The organism is Aquitalea sp. ASV11 (genome assembly GCF_016429185.1).
Lineage (GTDB): Bacteria > Pseudomonadota > Gammaproteobacteria > Burkholderiales > Chromobacteriaceae > Aquitalea > Aquitalea pelogenes.
This window is the reverse complement of sequence record NZ_JAELUD010000061.1, coordinates 1-23,408: the sequence shown is the minus strand read 5'-3', so window position 1 is coordinate 23,408 and position 23,408 is coordinate 1. Positions and strand designations below refer to the sequence as shown.

Genomic DNA, 23,408 nt, shown 5'->3' with positions numbered 1-23,408 from the left:
GGGCAATGCCGCTGGCGATGAACAGCCCGATTTGTTTGGAATCAAATGCCTTGCTCATGTTATTTCTCCCCCGGATCAGGCGCGGTCAGCCATCTTTTCGCCCAGCAGGCCGGACGGACGGAAAATCAGCACCAGGATCAGCACCATGAAGGCAAAGATGTCCTGATAGTTGGAACCCAGGAAGCCACCGGTCAGCTGACCGATATAACCTGCACCCAGGCTTTCGATGATGCCCAGCAGGATACCGCCGGCCACTGCGCCACCCAGATTGCCGATACCACCCAGCACCGCAGCGGTAAACGCCTTCAGGCCGATCATGAAGCCCATATAGTAGTGAGCTTGGGAATAGTTGGTAGCAACCATTACACCGGCAATCGCACCCAGGGCAGAACCCAGCATGAAGGTGGCGGAGATAATGGTGTTGACGTTGACACCCATCAGGCCGGCCACGGCCGGGTTCTGACTGGTGGCACGCATGGCGCGACCCAGCTTGGTTTTCTCAACCACAACCAAAAGGCCGGTCATCAGCACCAGGCACAGCACCACGATCATGATTTGCAGCTTGGTAATGCTGGCACCCATGATGCTGACGGTGTCAGCATTCAGCAGGTCAGGGAACGGGATGTAGTTGCGGCCCCAGATCAGGATGGCAATCTGCTGCAGCGAAATGGACAAGCCAATCGCGGTAATCAGCGGAGCCAGACGCTGGGCGCCACGCAACGGACGGTAAGCCACCCGCTCAATGACAAAGCCCAGCAAGGCGCAAGCCGGAATGGCAACCAGCGTGCCGATCAGCACGATAGCCCAGCCTGGAAGGTCCACACCCGAGTGCATCAGGGTAGAAACGACGGTAATACATACCATTGCACCAATCATCACGACTTCGCCATGGGCGAAGTTGATGAGCCCCATGATCCCGTACACCATGGTGTAACCCAGCGCGATCAGCGCATAGATGCTACCAAGTACCAGACCATTGAGGATCTGTTGGAAAAAAATGTCCACGTGGGAGATCTCCTTTGATTTAAACGACCCAGCAGCTTGTAGGGCTTCCCCTCTTCTTATGCCACCTGTAGTTGTTGCCTGTCGTATCGAACCATTTTCCTGGTTTCTGTCTGACAGCCGCACGGATTATGCGTGTGGATTCAATCGACTGTCAATCTGAAAAACCGGTGAAAAACAGCAAAAAGGCAAATCATTTAAGATTGTTGCAAGTTATTGATTTTATTGAGTTTTTACCGGACATATTACTGCGCCGCAGCAAGATAATATCGGATATCTTCACTGCGCGAGAACACACCTGGCAAAGCCTGCATTTTCACATTTTTGACATGTTTCCCCTTGAAAATATTCGTAATCGAAAAGAAATGATCATTCGCATTCCAATGCGAACACAGAATTTTCGCACTCATTCGAATGTATACAATCTTCGGGATACAATCGTCCGCCCGACTGAACGCACCCCATACCTGCAAAATTTTTGTCGGCTCACTACATCATTAAGCACGCAGTGCGGACAAAACTGTTTGTTGCGGCCTCTATAGCAAGAGTCGGGCCAGTTTTTTGCCACTGAAAACGGGAAATTTGCCCCACAATGTGGCAAAAAATGCTGCAGCGCCCCATAACAGCACAAAAGCCACCCGCAGGTGGCTTTATATATAGACAGGAACAGGGCAACTGACCGGAATGAAGACATCGCCCTGTCCTGCCGCATGATCTGGCTCAGGTCAGCTGGAAAGGGTAAACCGAACCCAGCCGCATGATGCGCGTCAGTTCGTCCAGCGCCGTGCGGCATTCATCCAGCAGCAAGGGGTCGGCCAGATCATCCGCACTCAGGCGATCGCGGTAATGCCGCTCCACCCAGGCGTTCAGCGTCGCGAACAGATCATCACTCATCAGCACGCCCTGGTTGACTGCGGCAATCTCGCTGGCCGACATCGCCACGCGCAAACGCAGGCAAGCCGGGCCGCCGCCATTCTGCATCGACTGTTTCAGGTCGAACACGCGGATTTCATTGATCGGGCCACCGCTGCTGCTCATCTTTTGCAGATAGCTCCACACGCGCTCGACATTGCGGCATTCTTCCGGCACCACGATGATCATGCTGCCATCGGGCTTGGACAGCAGCTGGCTGTTGAACAGATAGCTCTTCACCGCCTCGGCCACGCTCACTTCGGCATCCGGCACTTCCACCGGCACAAACTGCCCACCCACGGCCGCCAGCTTGCGTGACAGCTCTTCCAGCACCCTGCCCTGCTCCAGGAAAGACTTTTCATGATGGAACAGCACATTGCGGTTGCCCACCGAAATCACATCGTTGTGGAACACACCGGCATCGATGGTGGCCGGGTCCTGCTGGGCATACACCACGCCGGATTCCGACAAACCATGCAGGCGCGCCACGGCCTGGCAGGCTTCCAGCGTCTGCCGCGCCGGGAAGCGCTGCGGGGCCGGGTAACGGCTATCGAATGCCGCCGCGCCGAACACGAAGAACTCCACCCCGGCAGCATCATATTCCGCACAGAAGCGGGTATGGTTGGCCGCACCTTCATCACCAAAGTGCATCTGTGCCGGCAGGGCTTCATGCACCATGAAATGCTGCTCATCGGCAAACATGGCCTGCAACAGACGGCGCGTGGTGGGATGCTCGATGGAGCGGTGGAATTTGTTGTTCAGATTGGCCGGGGTAAAGTGCACCCGCTTGTCCGCGGTATCGCCGGACGGGCTGACCGTGGCCGCATTGGCCGTCCACATGCAGGAAGCGGACGAAGCTGCCGCCAGAATGGCCGGGGCCTCCTTGGCGGCACGCGCCACCACTTCGCCGTCGGTACCGGAAAAACCCAGACGGCGCAGGCTGGCGATATCCGGGCGCTCGTGCGGAGCCAGCACGCCTTGCTTGAAGCCCAGGTCGTGCAGCGCCTTCATCTTGGCCAGACCCTGCTGGGCCGCCTGCCTGGGATTGGACACTGCCTTGGTATTGCTGGTGGAAGCCACATTGCCAAAGGACAGGCCGCTGTAGTTGTGCGTCGGCCCGACCAGGCCGTCAAAATTCACTTCGTAGGCGTTCACAGTGTAATCCCCGGAGAAAGTTGGGCAGGCACGGTCAGGCTGTCGCATTCCAGCGAGGCAACCGGGTAAGCGCAGTAATCGGCGGCATAGTAGGCGCTGGGGCGATGGTTGCCCGATGCGCCGATGCCACCAAACGGGGCAGCACTGGAAGCACCAGTCAGCGGCTTGTTCCAGTTGACCACGCCAGCGCGGCTTTCCAGCAGATAGCGTTCGTACAAGGCACGGCTATCCGACAGCACGCCACCGGCCAGGCCAAAGCGGGTGTCGTTGGCAATGGCGATGGCTTCATCAAAATCGGCATAGCGGATGACTTGCAGCAGCGGGCCGAAGAATTCTTCGTCCGGGCGCTCCACCGCAGTGCTGTCGATGATGCCGGGCGACAGGATGGCGGCATCCGGTGTCAGGCGACGCATTTCCAGCAGGCTCTTGCCGCCGTTTTCCAGCAGCCAGGCCTGGGCCTTGAGCAAGGCTTCGGCGGCGGCATTGGAAATCACCGCCCCCATGAACGGTGCCGGTTGTTCGTCGTACTGCCCCACTTTCAGCTTGGCAGTGACCTCCACCAGACGGGCCAGCAGCGCATCACCCCACGCACCTTGCGGCACCAGCAGGCGACGCGCGCAAGTGCAGCGCTGTCCCGCCGACACAAAAGCTGACTGGATGATGTGATGCACGGCGGCATCGACATCGGCCACGTCTTCCACGATCAGCGGATTGTTACCACCCATTTCCAGCGCCACGATCTTGTCCGGCTGACCGCCGAAATTGCGGTGCAGCAGTTCGCCAGTGGCCGAGCTGCCGGTAAAGAACAGGCCGTCGATACCCTTGTGGCCTGCCAGGGCAATGCCGGTTTCACGCGCACCTTGCAGCAGGGCAATCACCCCGGCCGGCAAGCCGGCTTCCGCCCACAGACGCACTGTTTCCTGTGCGGTCCACGGTGTCAGTTCCGACGGCTTGAACAACACGCAGTTACCGGCCAACAGCGCAGGAACGATATGACCATTGGGCAAATGGCCGGGGAAGTTGTACGGGCCGAACACGGCCACCACACCATGCGGCTTGTGACGCAGCACCGCCTGGGCATCACCCATGGGCGCGGCGCGCTCGCCGGTACGCTCGTGATAGGACTTCACCGAAATCTCCACCTTGTTGACCATGGTGGTGACTTCGGTCAGCGCTTCCCACATCGGTTTGCCGGTTTCCTTGGCAATAATGGTGGCCAGCGCATCCTTGTTGGCCGTCAGCAGTTCGCCAAAGCGGCGGGCGATGGCAATGCGCTCGTCCAGTGCAGTGCGTGCCCAGGACTTGAAGGCCAGACGTGCCGCCACAACAGCCTGATCAACCTGCGCGGCATCCGCGCCCTGTCCTTGCCAGATGAGCTCCGCCGTAGCCGGGTTGGTCTTGCTCAGGTCTGCGCCGGTACCGGCCAGCCATTGTCCATTGATAAACAAAGTGGTCATGCGTTCTCCTTGGGCGACAGTGCCACGCAGCGTACGTGGTCGCCTTCCTGCACGTTCAGGGCCTGCGCCTGTTCCGGCGTCAGGCAGAATTCATGAGTGGGGGCTGGTGCGTGTGCCAGAATCACCCGGAAACCGGTCAGCGACTGATTGGAGACCAGATAATGGCAACGCTCACCTTCGGGCAGCGGGTCCAGTACGCGGGCGGTCACGGTGCGGCTTTCCTTCACCGCACGAATTTCGCTGGTATAGGCCTGCACGGTAGGGCCGGCATCAAAGATGTCGACATAGCCTTCGTAGCGGAAACCTTCGGATTCCAGCATGGCCACAGCCGGGCGGGTGTTGTCGTGAGTCTTGCCGATTACCGCCTGGGCATCGGCCGGCAGGAAATCGACATACACCGGGTGCTTGGGCATCAGCTCGGCGACAAAAGCCTTTTGGCCGACGCCGGTGAGGTAATCCGCCTGAGCGAAATCGATGGAGAAGAAGTGACGCCCCAGCCCTTCCCAGAAGGGTGAGCGGCCATCGGCATCGGATACGCCACGCATTTCCGCCACCACGGTCTTGCCGAACAATTGCGGGAATTGCGCCAGGAACAGGAAGCGGCTTTTCGACAGCAGACCGCCATTGCGGTTGGCGCGGAAATCCGGATGCAGGAACAAGGTGCACAGCTCGGAATAGCCGGTATGGTCGTTGGACAGGAACAGGGTTTCGTGACGCGAGTACACACCCAGTTCGTCCGAGGCGTGCACGATGGTGCCCACGCGGTAGTTGTACCAGGGCTCCTTCAGGCCAACGGCGGCTTCCAGCGCGCAGATACCACCAACCTGGCCGGTTTCGCTGTCTTCCAGCACGAATACATAGCCCTGGTCGGCGCGGTCCAGCTCACCGGCAAAGGACAGTACCGAACGGCTGATGCGACGCGACAGGCGTTCTTCGTTCACCGGCAAGGAGGTAAGGCCGACTCCGGCACTGCGTGCCAGATTCATCAGGCCGGGCAGATCGCTATGTGCGATCGGACGGATAATCATCATGCTGTCTCTCCTCAGCCTTGCTGCAAGCCGACCACACGCACGGTGTCGCCGCTGCTTACACCCAGCGCCTGGGCGGCATCCGGATTGATGAAGGCCACACCATCGACAATGGCCACGCGGATGGCTGCCGCCACGAAGTCACCTACCTGCTGGTTGCACACCAGATGCATGCTGGCCTGCGCCGGCAGGCTGGCGGCCACTTCCACCGGATGACAGCGGTTGCGCTCCAGCGTTTGCAGACGGTCCAGCTCGGCAGTCAGCACCGCGCCACCATCAAAGATGTCGATATAGTTGTCTGCCTCGAAACCTTCGGTGGTGAGCAGCTGACAGGGACGCTCGAAATTGGCGTGAATCTGGCCAATGGCGTTTTGCGCATCATCCGGCAGCAAGGGCACATAGATGGGATAGCTGGGCATCAGCTCGGCAATGAAGGTTTTGCTGTGGCCAACAAAAGCCTGCTCCACCTGCAGGAAATCCATATTGAAGAAGCGGCGGCCAATGGCGTTCCAGAACGGCGACTGCCCGGCATCATCATGAATGCCCTGCATTTCGGCAATGATGCGGCGGCCAAAGCGCTGCCGTGCCGTGGCGATGAACAGCAGGCGCGCGCGGGACAGCAGTTCGGCGGCCAGCGGTTCCAGCACGGTATCGGCATAGAAGCCGCACAGCTGCACCATGCCGGTGAGGTCGTGACAGATATTGAGCACATGCACCCGGTTGTTCACCTTGAGGGTACGCGAGGCATGCACAAAGGTTTCGCTGCGGTAGCTGTAAAACGGCTCGTCAAAACCGGCACAGGCGCTGATGGATGCAGTACCCACCACTTCGCCGGCCGACTCCAGCACGAACATATAGTATTCGCTGCCGGTTTCTGCGGTGGCTTCAAACTCGAAGGACGATGAGGACTGCTGGATCCGTTCGAACAGCTTGTCCCGATTGTTGGGCAGGCTGGTCACACCGATACCGCTGGCTACGGCCATTCTTTCGATGGCGGGCAAGTCGGCAGTGCGGACTGGGCGCACGATAAACATGGAAACCTCCCTCTGGGGGGTAAGCCGCTGCGCCGTTTCGCGGGCGCAGCCGTACCCACAGCCACGGCAAAGCCTGGCTGTGGTGTCTCTTGCGGGAAAAAACGGGGCTTACTTGGCGGCGACGAGTTCAGCCACGGCAGCATCAAAACGCTGCAGCGCTTCGTCGATGTCGCGGTCTTCCACCACCAGCGACGGTGCCATGCGCACGACATTGACACCGGCAACCAGCAGCAACAGCTGATGCTTGCTGGCGGCGTTGACGAAGTCCTTGGCACGGCCGGCAAAGGCATCGGTCAGTACGCAGCCCAGCAGCAAGCCCATGCCACGGACTTCCTTGAATACCTTGTACTTGTCGTTGATGGCATTCAGGCCATCGCGCAAGCGCTGGCTCTTGGCACGTACACCGGCCAGCACTTCAGGGGTGTTGACGATTTCGATCACCTTGAGGGCAACCGAGGCGGCCAGCGGGTTGCCGCCGTAAGTGGTACCGTGGGTGCCGACCGAGAAGCTCTGGGCAATCTTGTCGGTGGTCAGCATGGCACCAATCGGGAAACCGCCACCCAGCGACTTGGCGCTGGAGAGGATGTCCGGTGTCACGCCATATTCCTGATAGGCGTACAGCGAGCCGGTACGGCCCACACCGGTTTGTACTTCATCGAAAATCAGCAGCGCATTGTGCTGGTCGCACAGTTCACGCGCAGCTTGCAAGAAGGCCTTGTCGGCCGGCAGCACGCCGCCCTCGCCTTGCACCGGCTCGATGACTACGGCGCAGGTCTTGTCACTGATGGCCGCCTTGAGGGAGTCGATATTGTTGAACTCGAAATGGTGGATGCCAGCCGGTACCGGGGCAAAGCCTTCGGTGTACTTGGGCTGGCCACCCACGCTCACGGTAAACAGAGTGCGACCGTGGAAGGAATTCTTGCAGGAGATGATTTCGTTCTTTTCCGGACCGAAATGATCGGCGGCATATTTGCGTGCCAGCTTGAAGCAGGCTTCATTGGCCTCGGCACCGGAGTTGCAGAAGAAGGCACGATCGGCAAAGGAGGCGGAAGTCAGCGCATGAGCCAGTTTCAGTACCGGCTCGTTGGTGAACACATTGGACACATGCCACAGCTTGCCAGCCTGTTCGGTCAGCGCAGCCACCAGTTGCGGGTGGCAATGGCCCAGCGAATTCACGGCGATACCGCCAGCCAGATCAATGAATTCACGACCATCCTGATCCCAGACTCGCGATCCCAGGCCCTTGACCGGAATGAAGGCAGCCGGGCCGTAGTTGGGGACCATGACCTGGTCGAAATCAGCGCGGGTGATCGAATTGCTCATCTTTATAGTTCCCTTCCTGCTTGGTCCTCCGTTTCTGCCTGCTGTCCGGGGCAGTAAACGGCATTGTTATGATTTAATACGCTTGAAATGATTCTAATCGAATCTTCCGGCCAACCCATATCCGGTTTGCGACATCTGCTTATAAAATTACTTGACCTATCTCAAACCCGTCAAACCGCCATTTTCACCTTCATTTTCAGTATCTTGCAAAACAAATCGTCGCCACAGCCGCCATCTGGCGGTCAAAATGCTGCGCAGCATGCGTCCTGCCTGCCGTAATCGCGACATTCACACCGGCATCCCTTCCCTGCCGCCAGACGCAAAAAAGCCCGCATTGCTGCGGGCTTTTGCTTGGCAGATTGCCAGGAATTACTGCTGGGTCTTCAGACCAAAGGAGTCGGCGGTTTCGCGCGCAACCTTGGACTCGTCTTCCAGCAATGCCTTGATGGACAGGCGGATACGACCGCGATCGTCCATTTCAATGGCCTTGACCTTCACAACCTGGCCTTCTTTCAGGTAGTCGGACACATTCTTGATGCGCTCGTTGGCGATCTGGGAAATGTGTACCAGACCATCCTTGCCCGGCAGGATGGAAACGATGGCACCGACGTTGTTGTCGAGGATCTTCACTACGGTACCTTCGTAGATCTTGCCCACTTCAACTTCAACGGTGATTTCTTCAATACGCTTCTTGGCAGCCTCGGCGCCTTCACCGGAGATGGAGGCGATGGTGATGGTGCCATCTTCCTCGATATTGATCTCGGTGCCGGTGTCCTTGGTGATGGAGCGGATGGTTTCGCCGCCCTTGCCGATCACGTCACGGATCTTCTCCGGATTGATCTTCATCACATACAGACGCGGAGCGTGGGCGGACAGCTCTTGCGGGCCTTCCACGGCTTCCTTCATCAGGCCCAGGATATGCTGACGGCCTTCCTTGGCTTGCGCCAGGGCAACCTGCATGATTTCCTTGGTGATGCCCTGGATCTTGATGTCCATCTGCAGGGCGGTAATGCCTTCGGCAGTACCGGCTACCTTGAAGTCCATGTCGCCCAGGTGATCTTCATCACCCAGGATGTCGGTCAGCACGGCAAAGCGGTTGCCTTCCAGGATCAGACCCATGGCGATACCAGCCACGTGGGCCTTCAGCGGCACACCGGCGGACAGCAGCGACAGGCAGCCACCGCAAACCGAAGCCATGGAGGAAGAACCGTTGGATTCGGTGATTTCCGATACCACGCGCATGGAGTAACCGAATTCGGATTCCGGCGGCAGTACGGCAACCAGGGCACGCTTGGCCAGACGACCATGGCCGATTTCACGACGCTTCGGCGGGCCCATGCGGCCGGCTTCACCGGTGGAGTACGGCGGGAAGTTGTAATGCAGCATGAAGCGTTCGGTGTATTCACCGGCCAGCGCGTCGATGATCTGCTCGTCCTGCTTGGTACCCAGCGTGGTCACCACCAGGCCCTGGGTTTCGCCACGGGTAAACAGGGCGGAACCGTGGGTGCGCGGCAGCACGTTGCTGCGGATGCTGATCGGGCGCACGGTGCGGGTGTCGCGACCATCGATACGCGGCTCACCAGCCAGAATCTGGCCACGGACGATTTCCGCTTCCAGACCCTTGAAGATGCCCTTGATTTCGTTGGCCAGCAGGGTGTCGGTATCTTCGTTGATCAGCGCAGCCTTGACGTCGGCCCAGGCTTCGTTGATGGCAACGGTACGGGCTTGCTTCTGACGCAGGCGGAAAGCATCGGCCAGCTTGGCACCGGCAATGCCGCGTACCTGGGCGATCAGTTCTTCGTTCTTGGCCGGAGCGGTCCAGTCGAACATCACCGGATTCACTTCATCAGCCAGCTCGTTGATGGCCTTGATGGCGGCTTGCATCTGGTCGTGACCAAATACCACTGCGCCCAGCATCACGGATTCGGACAGTTCCTTGGCTTCGGACTCGACCATCAGCACGGCGCGCTCGGTACCTGCAACCACCAGGTCCATCTCGGAGGTAGCCAGTTCGGTCTTGGTCGGGTTCAGGATGTATTCGCCGTTGGCGTAACCCACACGGGCAGCACCAATCGGGCCGGCAAACGGCAGGCCGGAGATGGCCAGCGCAGCGGAAGCACCAATCATGGCCGGGATGTCGGAATCCACTTCCGGGTTCAGCGACAGCACGGTGGCCACGATCTGTACGTCGTGGTAGAAGCCTTCCGGGAACAGCGGGCGGATCGGACGGTCGATCAGGCGGCTGGTCAGCACTTCCTTCTCGGACTGCTTGCCTTCGCGCTTGAAGAAGCCACCCGGGATTTTACCGGCAGCGTAAGTACGCTCGAGATAGTCTACGGTCAGCGGGAAGAAATCCTGGCCCGGCTTGACATTTTTGCCGCCGACTACGGCGACCAGAACTACGGTTTCATCTACAGAAACAATAACGGAGCCGGAAGCCTGGCGCGCTACTTCGCCGGTTTCCAGGGTAACGGTCTGGTTACCATACTGAAACGTTTTGGTAATTTTATTGAACACAGGGCATCCCTTAGTCAAAATTGTTTTTTCAAGCTGAAAACACAACGGGAACCCCTAAAAATTCGGACCGGTTTCGATCAAAATTTCTAGAGGCTCCCCCCGTTGTCACAGTAATACAGCGTGCTTGAAGGCCAGCGTGAAAAAGTCGCAGACTTGCTGCGACTTTTTCAAACCTGAACCAATTACTTGCGCAGACCCAGACGGGCAATCAGAGCGCGGTAGCTGTCAGCATCGGTACGCTTGAGGTAGTCAAGCAGGCGACGACGACGGCTCACCATCTTCAGCAGACCACGACGGCTGTGGTGATCCTTGGTGTTGGCTTTGAAGTGCGGGGTCAGATCGTTGATACGAGCGGTCAGCAGTGCGATTTGCACTTCGGACGAACCGGTATCGCCTTCCTTGTGCTGGAAGCTTTTAACGATGTCTGCTTTTTGGGCGGCGGTCATTGCCATTTTGGGTAACTCCAAATCAGGTAAGGATCTTGCGATCCGACAAGTGCAGCGAGCCGGTTTCCCAACCCATCCGCACTTCGCTAGCAGGCTGCCTGTTTGACAGCCAGGAGTCTGATCGGGTGCAGCATGTCATCATCCCGCAACTCGGCCAGACCCAGAAACTCCGCATCCACATCGCTGTAAACACGAAAGCGCTTCATTTTCGCACACTCGCTGACAAAACGCACGGCCTGTCCGTGAATAAAACGCGCGACGCTGGCTGCATCCAGCGTATGCGCCGGAAAGTGTTGCACCAATACGTCGACCGGCAACAACAGCGCTTCGCGACCAGCCATGTCCAGCGCTTCCACATCGGCCAGCGTGTGCGCCTCGGACAGCTGGAAACCACCAGTCGTTGTACGACGCAAACCGGTCAGATGGGCAGCACAATCCAGCGCAATGGCAATGTCTTCGGCCAGCGTGCGGATATAGGTACCCTTGCTGCACAGCACGTCGATTACTGCTTCCACACCATCAAAGCTGACCAGCTGTAGCGAATGGATGGTGATGTTGCGCGGCTCACGCGCAATTTCAATGCCTTCACGCGCGTATTCGTACAAGGGCTTGCCCTGGTGCTTGAGCGCCGAATACATCGGCGGCACCTGGCTGATCTCGCCGCCAAACTGCTGCATGACTTGCAGCAGGCGGTCCTGGTCGAAGTTGATCGGGCACTCCCGCACCACCTCGCCCTCGATATCCCCGGTACTGGTGGCGGCACCAAAGCGTACGGTGGCGCGGTAACCTTTGTCGGCATCCAGCAGATAGGAGGAAAACTTGGTGGCCTCCCCCAGGCACATCGGCAACAGGCCGGTAGCCAGCGGGTCCAGCACACCGGTATGCCCAGCCTTGGCGGCATTCAGCAACCAACGCGCCTTTTGCAGCGCGTTGTTGCTGGAAATATCGTAGGGCTTGTCGATCAGCAGCACGCCATCAATCTGGCGGCGGTTGCTGCGCGGCTTGCTCATTCGGCGCTACCTTCTTCATCTGCGGCCGGAGCAGCAGCATCGACCTGACCGAATTTTTCCGCGTCTTCCTTGGCTACCTGGTTGATCAGGCTGGTCATGTGCATGCCACGCGATACCGACTCGTCGTAGACAAAGTGCAGTTGCGGCGTGGTGAACATCTTGATGCTGCGGCCCAGTTCGGAACGCAGGTAACCGGCGGAGTGCTCCAGCGCCTCCTGGCTGACTTCGCGGGTTTTCTCGTCCATCACGGTGTAAAACACCTTGGCATGGGAATAGTCACGCGTCACTTGCACGGCGGTAATGGTGATCCAGCCGGCACGCGGGTCTTTCAGACCGGTACGTACCAGCTCGGCCAGCTCGCGCTGAATCTGTTCAGCAATGCGGTCGGCGCGGGAGAAACCTTTTCTGGCTTTGGCCATGATTTCCATCCTGTCGGTATGAAAGCGGCCAACAGCCAGCCGGGCATTTACCCAGCCTTGTGTCAGCCGCCTTGAATGCAAAAGGCGAGCGCCTTCGAGCCTGAGCCCGAAGCACGCCCGCCGGAGAGCTGCCGCTTACAGCGAGCGAGCCACTTCCACGATTTCGAAAGCTTCCAGTTGGTCGCCTTCCTGGATGTCGTTGAAGTTCTTCAGCATCAGGCCACACTCGTAACCCTGCTTCACTTCCTTCACGTCGTCCTTGAAGCGCTTGAGCGAGTCCAGTTCGCCGGTATGCACCACCACGTGATTGCGGATCAGGCGGATCGAAGCGGTACGCTTGATCAGACCGTCGGTCACCATACAACCAGCAATGTTGCCAACCTTGGAGACCGGGATCACCTGACGGATCTCGACGGTACCCAGGATCTGTTCCTTCTTCTCCGGTGCCAGCATGCCGGACAAGGCTGCTTTCACTTCGTCCACGGCATCGTAAATGATGCTGTAGTAACGGATGTCCACGCCTTCGTTCTCGGCCAGCTTGCGCGCTGCGGCATCGGAACGGGTGTTGAAGCCGATCACGATGGCCTTGGAAGCGATCGCCAGGTTGATGTCCGACTCCGAGATACCACCCACGCCGGAGTGCAGGATGCTGACGCGCACTTCGTCGGTGGACAGCTTCTGCAGGCTGCCAGCCAGAGCTTCGTAGGAACCCTGCACGTCGGCCTTGATGATGATGGACAAGGTTTGCACCTCGCCACTGCCATCGGCCATCTGGGCAAACATGTTTTCCAGCTTGGCGGCTTGCTGCTTGGCAAGGCGTACGTCACGGAACTTGCCGGCACGGAACAGGGCGATTTCACGCGCCTTGCGCTCGTCGGTCAGCACCATGGCGTCTTCACCGGCTTGCGGTACGTCGGACAGACCCAGGATTTCCACCGGGATGGCAGGGCCGGCACTTTCGATGGCCTTGCCGTTTTCGTCGATCATGGCGCGAACGCGACCGAATGCCGTACCAGCCAGTACCACATCGCCCTTCTTCAGGGTGCCGGACTGAACCAGCAGCGTGGCAACCGGGCCACGACCCTTGTCCAGACGGGCTTCCACGATGATGCCCTTGGCCGGAGCGTCCACCGGTGCATTCAGCTCCAGTACTTCAGCCTGCAGCAGGATGGCTTCCAGCAGCGCGTCGATATTGGTGCCCTGCTTGGCAGACACTTCGACGAACTGGGTGTCGCCACCCCAGTCTTCCGGCACCACTTCGTGGGATACCAGTTCCTGGCGGATGCGCTCTGCATTGGCACCCATCTTGTCGATCTTGTTGACCGCCACCACCATCGGCACCTTGGCAGCCTTGGCATGGTGAATGGCTTCGATGGTTTGCGGCATCACGCCGTCGTCAGCAGCCACCACCAGCACCACGATGTCAGTGGCCTTGGCACCACGGGCACGCATGGCGGTAAACGCTTCGTGACCCGGAGTATCCAGGAAGGTGATCATGCCACGCGGGGTTTCCACGTGGTAAGCACCAATGTGCTGGGTAATGCCACCGGCTTCACCAGCGGCCACTTTGGCGCGACGGATGTAGTCCAGCAGCGAGGTCTTGCCGTGGTCAACGTGACCCATCACGGTGACGACCGGCGGACGCGGCATGACTGCCACTTCCACTTCTTCGCCTTCCGGTTTTTCCAGGTAGGCTTCCGGATCATCCGCCTGTGCCGCGCGCGGCTTGTGGCCCATTTCTTCCACCACGATCATGGCGGTTTCCTGGTCCAGCACCTGGTTGATGGTCACCATCATGCCCATCTTCATCAGGACCTTGATCACCTCAACGCCCTTGACGGCCATGCGGTGAGCCAGATCGGCCACGGAGATGGTTTCCGGCACCAGCACGTCATGCACGATGGGCTCGGTCGGAGCCTGGAAGGCATGCTGGTTGTTTTGCTTGTGCTTGCCCTTGCCACCGCGGGATTTCCAGTCATTACCGGCATCGCCGCCCTTGGTTTTCAGGCCACGACCCTTCTTGCCTTCTTCCCAGCGCTCGTTACCCTTCTTGGCGCCGCCCTTCTTGGCATCCGGACGACCGGCAACGGTTGCCGGCACCACCGGGGCTCCCGGTGCAGCGGCAGCAGCCGGACGCGGGCCACGGTTGTCACCAGCCGGACGCGGACCACGGTTGTCGCCAGCCGGGCGCGGGCCACGGTTGTCGCCAGCCGGACGCGGGCCACGGTTGTCGCCAGCCGGGCGCGGGCCACGGTTGTCGCCAGCCGGGCGCGGGCCACGGTTGTCGCCAGCCGGGCGCGGACCACGCTCGTCACGACGGTCATCACGGCGCTCTTCGCTACGCGCTTCAACTGGCTTCGGTGCTTCTACCGGCTTGGGAGCCGGTGCCGGTTGCTGCGCAGCCAGACGCGCAGCCTGACGACGTTCTTCGCGTTCGATCTTTTCGCGCATCAGCTCTTGCTGGCGGGCACGGAAAGCAGCCTGGCGCTTTTCTTCAGCTTCACGCGCGGCTACTTCTTCCGGCGACAGGATGGAGGCTACGGTTCGTGCCGCAGCCGGTGCCGGCTTGGCAGCAGGTGCAGCTTCCTTGGCCGGGACTTCCGCAACCGGGGCAGCCGGTGCGGCGGGCTTGGATTCCACCTTGGGTTCAACCTTTACTTGCGGTTCCGGCTTGGTTTCCGGTTTCACTTCAACAACCGGCTTGGTTTCTGCCGCCGGAGCAGGGGCAGCAACCACTTCAACAGGCTTGGCAGCCGGGGCCGGTGCAGCAGCAGCCGGCTCGGGTGCAACAACAGCAGCGGCAGCAGCCGGGCTTTCTTCCGGACGCACCACTACACGCTTCTTGCGTGTTTCAACTTTTACCGTACTACCGTCCGCAGTCTTGATTTCACTGGTGGACTTGCGAGTCAGCGTGATACGCGACTCATCACGCGCGCCATGCGAACGCTTCAGGTAGTCAAGAAGCTGGGATTTATCCTGCTCGGAGAGCGTATCATCCGGCGCGCGCTTGGCCACACCCGCTGCACGAAGCTGTTCCAGCAATCGTTCAGGCGTGAGGTTCAGCTCACCGGCAAACTGTTTTACATTCGTCAATACCATGCGTCTTCCCAAATTCCGTAAATACTTCCCGAAGAAGCCTTACTGGTTGAACCAGTGTTCGCGCGCTTTCATGATGATTGCACGTGCAGCTTCAGCTTCAATGCCGGTCATGTCCACCAGATCGTCAACGGCCAGGTCGGCCAGATCATCACGCGTGGACACGCCGTTCTCGGCCAACTTGCGAACCAGCTCGGCATCCAGACCCTCGATATCTTTCAGGTCTTCGGATACACCTTCGACTTTCTCTTCGGACGCAATGGCCTGAGTGAGGATGGCGTCACGTGCACGGCTGCGCAGCTCATTCACCAACTCCTCGTCAAAACCGTCGATTTCCAGCATTTCGGAAATCGGCACATACGCTACTTCTTCCAGGGTGGCAAAACCTTCTTGCACCAGTACGGTGGCGGTGGCTTCGTCCACACCCAGATGGGTGACAAACAGATCACGCAACTGCGCGTCTTCGGCCTGGTGTTTTTCCTCGGCTTCGGTCACGGTCATGATGTTCAGGTACCAGCCGGTCAGTTCGGCTGCCAGCTTGACATTCTGACCGCTACGGCCGATGGCCAGTGCCAGCTGGTCTTCCTCGACCACCACATCCATGCTGTGGTTGTCTTCGTCGATCATGATGCGGTTCACTTCAGCCGGGGACAGCGCGTTGATCACGAACTGCGCCGGTTCCGGTGCCCACAGCACGATATCGATGCGCTCGCCTGCCAGCTCCTGGGTAACGGCCTGGACGCGGGAACCTCGCATGCCGATGCAGGTGCCTTGCGGGTCGATACGGGCATCGTTGGCCTTGACGGCAATCTTGGCGCGCAGGCCGGCATCGCGGACGGCTTCCTTGATTTCCAGCAGGCCTTCTTCGATTTCCGGCACTTCCAGCTCGAACAGCTTGATCAGGAACTGGCTGGAAGTACGCGACAGCACCAGCTGCGGGCCACGACCCATGCGGTCGATGCGCAGCAGGAAGGCTTTCACGCGGTCGCCCACGCGCAGGTTTTCCTTCGGAATCATCTGATCGCGCGGCAGTACGGCTTCCAGCTTGCCGCATTCGATAATGGCATTGCCACGTTCGATGCGCTTGATGGTGCCGGTGATCAGGTGTTCGCGACGCTGCAGGAATTCGTTCAGCAGCTGTTCACGCTCGGCGTCGCGGATGCGTTGCAGGATGACCTGCTTGGCAGTCTGGGCACCGATACGGCCAAACTCGACGGCTTCCATCGGTTGTTCGATCACTGCACCCACTTCGATGCGTGGATCATCATCACGCGCGTCGGTAATGGTGATTTCGCGGCTCTCGTTTTCGATCAGCTCGTTCTGCACCACCGTCCAGCGACGGAAAGTCTGGTATTGCCCGGTGTGACGGTCGATTTCGACACGCACATCCATTTCGTCATCGGTAAACTTCTTTTTGGTTGCCGAAGCAAGTGCCATTTCAAGGGCGGAAAAAACCACATCCTTGCTGACATTCTTCTCGCTTGCCAGGGCATCAACCAGCAACAAAATCTCGCGACTCATGCATTCCTCCGAATTTTTGTCCTTATGCGCGGCAACAGGACCTATCCGCGCTCAAAACTCAGGCTCGAGCCTGGCTTTGTCGATATTGGTCAGGGCAATTGCCACGATGCGGCCGCCATCCACTTCCAGCTTGACCGCGCCATCTTCAACCCCGACAAGACGACCGGCAAACTTCTTTTGCTGCTCGACCGGCATGCGCGTCTTGATCTTGGCAAGCTGTCCGGCAAAGCGCACGAAGTCCGCCTCTTTCTTCAGAGGACGATCCAGCCCCGGGGAGGAAACCTCGAGCCGTTCGTAATTGACGTTTTCAACCATGAACAGACGGGTCAGGTGATTGCTGACCAGCACACAGTCTTCCACCGTGACGCCACCTGGCTTGTCCATAAACACGCGATAACCACCACCCTGGGTCATTTCAAAATCGACCAGCTCGTAGCCTAGACCTGGCAGGGTGTTTTCCAGCAGCAAACGTACATCCATTGCTTCTTTCCACAAATAAAAAATGGGCGAAACGCCCATCCCTAAACATCGCGATTGTAACCCATTCCTGCAAAAAAGAAAACCGAAGCCTGTCAAGGCCCTACCCGCCACCCCGACATGCATCGGCCTGTGCTTTGCGCGCATTTTTCACATACTGTAAATTAGCTGCAACCTGACGAAGTTCGGGTACATAGGAATGGGCGCAATACCCATTCGAAAATTCAGAAACAATTATATAGAAGATGCTCGCCACAGCAGCGATGCCGGCGCGGCACTCTCGTATCAGCACGATGGAGAAACCCTACTTATGGAAAAGGTTTGGCTAAAGAATTACCAGCCAGGGGTAGCACACGAGATCGACATCAATCAGTTCCAGTCGATTGTCGAAGTGTTTGATCGCAGCGTTCACAAGTTCCGTGACCGCCCTGCCATGGCCAATATGGACAAGATCCTCAGCTATGGACAGCTACAGACACTGACCGAGCAGTTTGCATCGTATCTGCAAAACACCTTGCAGCTGAAAAAGGGCGATCGCGTTGCCGTGATGATGCCCAATCTGCTGCAATATCCGGTGGCGGTATTCGGCACCTTGCGCGCCGGTGGCACGGTGGTGAACGTCAATCCGCTGTACACCCCGCGCGAACTGGAACACCAGCTGAACGATTCGGGCGCCGAAACCATCGTCATCCTGGAAAACTTTGCCAGCGTGCTGGAAGACGTGATCAAGCGCACCAAGGTGAAGAATGTCATCGTGACCTCCATCGGCGACATGCTGGGCTTCCCCAAGCGTTTGCTGGTGAATTTTGTGGTGCGCAACATCAAGAAGATGGTGCCGGCCTGGAAGCTGCCCGGCCATACCCGCTTCAACGACGCACTGGCAGCCGGCGCAGCGCAGCGTTTTGTCCCGGTCAGCATCGGCCACGAGGACATTGCCTTCCTGCAATATACCGGCGGCACCACCGGCATTTCCAAAGGGGCGATGCTGGTACACCGCAATATCATTGCCAACATGCTGCAGGCCGGTGCCTGGGTGAAACCGGTAGCACGCGAGGGCGAGGAAATCATCATTACCGCGCTGCCGCTCTATCACATCTTTTCGCTCACCGCGAACCTGATGATCTTTACCGAGCTGGGCGCACTGAACGTGCTGATCACCAACCCGCGCGACATTCCGGGCTTCATCAAGGAAATCAAGAAATACCGCGTCACTGCGATGACCGGGGTCAACACCTTGTTCAATGCCCTGCTCAATCACCCTGACTTCCAGTCCGTGGACTTTTCCAGCTGGCGTCTGGTACTGGGTGGCGGCATGGCGGTGCAAAAGGCCGTGGCAGACAAATGGAAGCAACTGACTGGCGTCACCCTGGCCGAAGCCTACGGCCTGACCGAAACCAGCCCGGCTGCCTGCATCAACCCGCTGGATATCCAGGCCTACAACGGCACCATCGGCCTGCCGATTCCGTCCACCGACATTGAAATCCGCGGTGCCGATGGCCAGGCCGTGCCGCAAGGCGAACAGGGCGAGTTGTGCATCAAGGGCCCGCAGGTGATGAAGGGATACTGGAACCGCCCGGACGAAACTGCCAAGGTGATTGATTCGCGCGGTTTCCTGGCTACCGGCGACATGGCGGTGCTCACCCCGGAAGGCTACGTCAAGCTGGTGGATCGCAAGAAGGACATGATTCTGGTATCCGGCTTCAATGTTTATCCCAATGAAGTGGAAGACGTGGTGGCCAGCCACCCGGCCGTGCTGGAAGTGGCCTGCATCGGCGTGCCGGATGACAAGTCCGGCGAGGCGGTGAAGGTGTTCGTGGTGCGCAAGGATGACAGCCTGACGGAAAAAGCTGTGATCCAGCATTGCCGCGAGAACCTGACCGCCTACAAGGTGCCGCGCAGCGTGGAGTTCCGCCAGGAGCTGCCCAAGACCAATGTCGGCAAGATCCTGCGCCGCGCCCTGCGCGACCAGGAAGTCGGCAAACAGGCCTGAGCCACCCAACAGAAGCCCGCTGATGCGGGCTTTTTTGTTATTGGCTGTCGCTTGCAGCCCGGAGCAGGCACAATAGCGCTATAAAAAGACCATGCACTTTGTGTAGCCACCATACTGAATACCGGATTGGAAAACCCGACCATGCTGATGCTGCCATTTTTCAAGCTGATGGCCGACAAACAAGCCAGTGACATTTTTTTCACGGCAGAAGCGCCGCCGCAGATCAAGATTGATGGCGTCACCCTGCCCATCAACGACAAGCCGCTGTCGGCTGATATTGTTCGCCAGCTGGCTTACAGCCTGATGAATGATGGCGAGATTGCCACCTTCGAGCGCGAGCTGGAAATGAACTTCGGCCGGCTGGTGGAAGGCCTGGGCAATTACCGGGTAAACATTTTCAGGCAGCGCGGCACGGTGGCCATGGTGGTGCGCTTCATCCGGCCGCGCATTCCGTCGCTGGCCGAGCTGAACCTGCCCGATACCCTGCAGACGCTGGTGCAGCAAAAGCGCGGGCTGATCATCGTGGTGGGGGCCACCGGCAGCGGCAAGAGTTCCACCGTGGCATCCCTGCTGGAACACCGCAACCAGACGCAGTCCGGCCATATCCTGACGGTGGAAGACCCGATCGAGTTTGTCTACCGCCACCAGAAATCCATCGTCAACCAGCGCGAAATCGGCGTGGATACCTTCTCTTACGAAAACGCGCTGAAGAACGCCATGCGTGAAGCGCCGGACGTGTTGATGATTGGCGAAATCCGCGATGCCGAAACCATGACGCATGCCATCAACTACGCCCAGTCCGGCCACTTGTGCCTGTCCACGCTGCATGCCAACAACAGTTATCACATGCTCAACCGGGTGATCAGCCTGTTCCCCACCGAAAGCCGCAACGCGCTGTTGATGGACTTGTCCGTTTCCTTGCGCGCGGTGATTTCGCAGCGCCTGGTCCCCACCAAGGATGGCAAGCAGATTCCGGCACTGGAAATCCTGATCAATACCCCGCATATTGCCGAGCTGATTCGCAATGGTGAAATCGACCAGATCAAGGAAGCCATCGAAAACAGCATGAGCGAAGGCGCACAAACCTTCGAGCAGTCGCTGTTCCGCCTGTACCAGCAAGACCGCATCCTGCTGGACGATGCCTTGAAAAATGCCGACTCGCCCACCAACCTGTACTGGCTGATCAACCACGCACAAAGCAAGCAGGCAGAAGCCCAAAAGGCTGCAGCCCCGCCGCAGGACAAGCAAGACCCGGACAAAGCCTCCACCAGCTTTGACGGATTCACCCTGGATTTATAAACAAGCACACAACATGATTACCCTCTACGGCATTCCCAATTGCAATACGGTCAAGAAAGCCCGCCAGTGGCTGACCGATCATCACATCGACTTTGCCTTTCACGATTTCAAGAAGCAGGGCGTGACCGAAGCCCAGCTGCAAGCCTGGATCGCCGCTGTGGGCCTGGACAAGCTGATCAACCGCCAGGGCACCACCTGGCGCGGCCTGTCCGACGAACTGAAAGCCCAGGCCGCCACGGCTGAAGGCGCGATTGCCGTGTTGCAGGCGCAGCCCTCCATCATCAAGCGTCCGGTGCTGGAACGCCCGGGCAAGGTCAGCGTGGGTTTCAACGAAGCACAATGGGCCGAGGAGTTTGCCGCATGAGCAAGACCCTGGACCTGACCTGCGAGCTGATCCGCCGCGATTCCGTCACCCCGTACGATGCCGGCTGCCAGCAACTGCTGGCCGAACGCCTGCATGCACTGGGCTTTGTCATCGAACCGATGCGCTTTGGCGAAGTGGACAATCTGTGGGCGCGGCGTGGCAACAGCGGCCCGCTGTTGTGCTTTGCCGGCCACACCGACGTGGTGCCCAGCGGCCCGCTAGAGCAATGGGACAGCCCGCCGTTTGAACCGCGTCAGCGCAACGGCCTGCTGTACGGACGTGGCGCGGCCGACATGAAAGCCTCGCTGGCGGCCTTCATTACCGCCATTGAAGCCTTTGTGGCAGACCATCCGGATCACCCCGGCAGCATTGCCCTGCTGCTGACCTCGGACGAAGAAGGCGTGGCGGTGGATGGCTCGGTCAAGGTGGTGGATACGCTGGAAGCGCGTGGCGAGCTGATTGACTACTGTATTGTCGGCGAACCGACTTCCGACCAGAAACTGGGCGACACCATCAAGAACGGCCGCCGCGGTTCGCTGTCCGGCCGCCTGGTGATTCACGGCATCCAGGGCCATATTGCCTACCCGCACCTGGCCAAGAACCCGGTCCACCTGATGGCGCCGGCACTGGCCGAGCTGGCTGTCACCGAATGGGACCGTGGCAATGATTTCTTCCCGCCCACCAGCTGGCAGGTGTCCAACATCCATGCCGGTACCGGTGCGGTCAACATCATTCCCGGCCTGTGTGAAATCCGCTTCAACTTCCGCTTCAGCCCGGAAAGCTCGGTGGAATCGCTGAAAGACCGGGTGCATGCCATTCTGGACAAGCACGGCCTGGGTTACGAGTTGCACTGGTCCCTGTCCGGCATGCCCTTCATCACCGCGCCGGGCGCACTGACCGATGCACTGGGCGAGGCCATCTACCAGGTCACCGGCCATAGCGCCGAACTGTCCACTACCGGCGGCACTTCCGATGGCCGCTTCATCAAGCGCATTGCGCGCGAGCTGGTGGAGTTTGGCCCGGTCAACGCCACCATCCACAAGCTGAACGAATGCGTGGAAGTGGCCCACCTGGAACCGCTGGCCGAAATTTACCAGCGCACTCTGGAAAAGCTGCTGCTGGCCTGAGCCCTCACGGCGCAGCAGGCGGATTGCACAGCGGGCAGGTCGGGTCGCCACACTTGAGGGCGTAACGGGCCAGCATGGCATGCAGCTGTTGCGCCGGGTTCACGCATTGATAGCTGCTGCTGGCCGGAGCCTGCTGCTGCATGGCAGGGACACTGGCTGGCGGCTCTGCCGCCGGCATGCCCGCCTGTGCCGCTGCCATCAGGCCGCAACACGCCATGCCAAGGTAAGGTGTATGATCCATGCTTTGCCTGCTTACGTGACAATCTGTCTAATGCAGAAATTGTAGCATTGCCAGCCTGCTGTGCAGGCAATGCCTGCGCCCTGCTCAGGAATATGAAGACATCCCCCTCTGCCCTAGCCGATGCCTCCGCCCGGCAGGAATTGCTCTACCGGCGCTGCGCGCTGCCGGCCCTGCTGCTGGCCATCGCCTGCCTGCTGGCAGGACTGCTGCTGCCTGGCGGGACAGCGCGCCTGCTGTGCCTGTCGCTGTCTGCCAGCCTGTGGCTGCTGACTGGCACACTGTATGGCAGTAGCAACCTGGCTGGCTGGCGCCGCAAGCGGCAGGCCATGACTGCGCTACCCCTTTTCCCGCATTTTTTGCCCGGCAAACTCCGCCCCACCGACACGACAGCGCGTACCCACGGCACAGCGGGCAAATACAGCCTGCGCCGCTGGCTGCTGTGGCCACGCCTGCGACGGCTGATTGGCCGCCGCACCGGCTGGGCAGTACTGCAACAAGCCGGCACCAGCCTGCTGACCCTGCTGATCAGCCTGCTGGTATTGCAAGCCACGCCAGAAAGCACCCCCAACCCGGATGGCCTGTTAGCCGCCCTGCTGTGCGGACTGGCTTTGAGTTTTGCCACGCTGCTGCTGGAACGCAGCCTGGCCTTGCAGGATAAAGAACAATGGCCGGAAGCAGCGCAGCTGCAAGCCATCTTGCGCGCCGTATTGCTGTCCATGTTGCTCCCCGCGCTGGCCGCTGCCGGCCTGCTGCTGGGCCTGGGCTGGCTGCTGCGCCTGTTACAGGCAGGTGCACTGTTGATGGCAGTGCTGGCTATCGAGCTGGGCTTGCGTGCGCTGTGGCAAATCTTTCAGCCTTACCAGCGCCAGCAGCCTCCCGCCCTGCCTTGCAACAGCCTGCTTGCCAGCCTGCTGGGTCGGGATGGTGTGCGCAACTGGCGTAGCCGCCTGCAACAGGGGCTGGGACTGGAACTGCGCCAAAGCTGGGCCT

Annotated in this window: 19 protein-coding genes; 5 read left to right on the top strand and 14 right to left on the bottom strand. The window is 59.3% G+C overall.

Translation table 11 applies throughout. From position 1 onward, the window contains the following. Positions 1 to 75 precede the first annotated feature (75 nt). From JHD62_RS16755 to rimP, 13 genes are all read right to left on the bottom strand, one after another. Positions 76 to 1,005 (bottom strand): branched-chain amino acid ABC transporter permease, encoded by a 930-nt coding sequence (locus JHD62_RS16755; protein WP_062790476.1) that lies wholly within the window; start codon positions 1,003 to 1,005, stop codon positions 76 to 78. Positions 1,006 to 1,722: 717 nt separating this feature from the next. Beyond that, positions 1,723 to 3,069, bottom strand: coding sequence for an N-succinylarginine dihydrolase (gene astB, locus JHD62_RS16750; RefSeq protein ID WP_199103856.1), 1,347 nt, complete (start codon positions 3,067 to 3,069; stop codon positions 1,723 to 1,725). Further along, positions 3,066 to 4,526 carry a succinylglutamate-semialdehyde dehydrogenase gene (astD, locus tag JHD62_RS16745; protein WP_199103855.1) on the bottom strand — a complete coding sequence of 487 codons (1,461 nt, stop codon included), beginning with the start codon at positions 4,524 to 4,526 and terminating at the stop codon, positions 3,066 to 3,068. Before astD ends, astB begins: the two co-directional genes overlap by 4 nt. After that, complete coding sequence (gene astA, locus JHD62_RS16740; RefSeq protein ID WP_233161024.1) at positions 4,523 to 5,557, bottom strand: arginine N-succinyltransferase; 1,035 nt, start codon at positions 5,555 to 5,557, stop codon at positions 4,523 to 4,525. Before astA ends, astD begins: the two co-directional genes overlap by 4 nt. 11 nt (positions 5,558 to 5,568) lie before the next feature. Beyond that, a complete protein-coding gene (gene aruF / locus JHD62_RS16735) occupies positions 5,569 to 6,588 on the bottom strand; it encodes an arginine/ornithine succinyltransferase subunit alpha (RefSeq protein WP_045845299.1) in 1,020 nt (339 codons plus the stop codon). 108 nt (positions 6,589 to 6,696) lie between these two features. Continuing rightward, a complete protein-coding gene (locus tag JHD62_RS16730; RefSeq protein WP_199103854.1) occupies positions 6,697 to 7,911 on the bottom strand; it encodes an aspartate aminotransferase family protein in 1,215 nt (404 codons plus the stop codon). Between the two features lie 369 nt (positions 7,912 to 8,280). Continuing rightward, positions 8,281 to 10,428 (bottom strand): polyribonucleotide nucleotidyltransferase, encoded by a 2,148-nt coding sequence (gene pnp, locus JHD62_RS16725; protein ID WP_199103853.1) that lies wholly within the window; start codon positions 10,426 to 10,428, stop codon positions 8,281 to 8,283. Positions 10,429 to 10,610: 182 nt separating this feature from the next. Continuing rightward, positions 10,611 to 10,880, bottom strand: a complete 270-nt coding sequence (rpsO, locus tag JHD62_RS16720) for a 30S ribosomal protein S15 (RefSeq protein ID WP_045845302.1) — start codon at positions 10,878 to 10,880, stop codon at positions 10,611 to 10,613. Between the two features lie 80 nt (positions 10,881 to 10,960). After that, entirely contained in the window at positions 10,961 to 11,884 is a 924-nt protein-coding gene (gene truB / locus JHD62_RS16715; RefSeq protein WP_199103852.1) for a tRNA pseudouridine(55) synthase TruB, read from the bottom strand. Next, positions 11,881 to 12,303 carry a 30S ribosome-binding factor RbfA gene (rbfA, locus tag JHD62_RS16710; RefSeq protein WP_045845353.1) on the bottom strand — a complete coding sequence of 141 codons (423 nt, stop codon included), beginning with the start codon at positions 12,301 to 12,303 and terminating at the stop codon, positions 11,881 to 11,883. The genes truB and rbfA overlap by 4 nt, the downstream gene beginning before the upstream one ends. 135 nt (positions 12,304 to 12,438) lie before the next feature. Beyond that, positions 12,439 to 15,402 carry a translation initiation factor IF-2 gene (gene infB, locus JHD62_RS16705; protein ID WP_199103851.1) on the bottom strand — a complete coding sequence of 988 codons (2,964 nt, stop codon included), beginning with the start codon at positions 15,400 to 15,402 and terminating at the stop codon, positions 12,439 to 12,441. Between the two features lie 39 nt (positions 15,403 to 15,441). Next, complete coding sequence (gene nusA / locus JHD62_RS16700) at positions 15,442 to 16,920, bottom strand: transcription termination factor NusA (RefSeq protein ID WP_045846064.1); 1,479 nt, start codon at positions 16,918 to 16,920, stop codon at positions 15,442 to 15,444. 51 nt (positions 16,921 to 16,971) lie between these two features. Then, complete coding sequence (gene rimP, locus JHD62_RS16695) at positions 16,972 to 17,400, bottom strand: ribosome maturation factor RimP (RefSeq protein ID WP_045846116.1); 429 nt, start codon at positions 17,398 to 17,400, stop codon at positions 16,972 to 16,974. A gap of 307 nt (positions 17,401 to 17,707) precedes the next feature. Here rimP and JHD62_RS16690 point away from each other — a divergent pair, with 307 nt between their 5' ends. The 4 genes from JHD62_RS16690 (at position 17,708) to dapE (ending at position 22,177) form a co-directional block, all read left to right on the top strand. Beyond that, positions 17,708 to 19,387: a long-chain-fatty-acid--CoA ligase gene (locus JHD62_RS16690; protein WP_199103850.1), complete on the top strand. Its 1,680-nt coding sequence runs from the start codon at positions 17,708 to 17,710 to the stop codon at positions 19,385 to 19,387. A 141-nt stretch (positions 19,388 to 19,528) separates the two neighbouring features. Next, positions 19,529 to 20,686, top strand: a complete 1,158-nt coding sequence (locus JHD62_RS16685; protein WP_199103849.1) for a PilT/PilU family type 4a pilus ATPase — start codon at positions 19,529 to 19,531, stop codon at positions 20,684 to 20,686. A gap of 13 nt (positions 20,687 to 20,699) precedes the next feature. Continuing rightward, positions 20,700 to 21,050, top strand: coding sequence for an ArsC family reductase (locus JHD62_RS16680; RefSeq protein WP_131359070.1), 351 nt, complete (start codon positions 20,700 to 20,702; stop codon positions 21,048 to 21,050). Next, the gene (gene dapE, locus JHD62_RS16675) at positions 21,047 to 22,177 is read left to right on the top strand and encodes a succinyl-diaminopimelate desuccinylase (protein WP_199103848.1); all 1,131 of its coding nucleotides are present in this window, start codon (positions 21,047 to 21,049) and stop codon (positions 22,175 to 22,177) included. Before JHD62_RS16680 ends, dapE begins: the two co-directional genes overlap by 4 nt. 4 nt (positions 22,178 to 22,181) lie before the next feature. On the opposite strand, the gene JHD62_RS16670 is transcribed toward dapE, so the two are convergent. Then, positions 22,182 to 22,418 carry a hypothetical protein gene (locus tag JHD62_RS16670; RefSeq protein ID WP_199103847.1) on the bottom strand — a complete coding sequence of 79 codons (237 nt, stop codon included), beginning with the start codon at positions 22,416 to 22,418 and terminating at the stop codon, positions 22,182 to 22,184. A 92-nt stretch (positions 22,419 to 22,510) separates the two neighbouring features. Between JHD62_RS16670 and JHD62_RS16665 the strand changes: the two genes are divergently transcribed. After that, positions 22,511 to 23,408, top strand: an 898-nt coding sequence (locus JHD62_RS16665; protein ID WP_199103846.1) for a hypothetical protein, incomplete at its 3' end; no start/stop codon positions are given.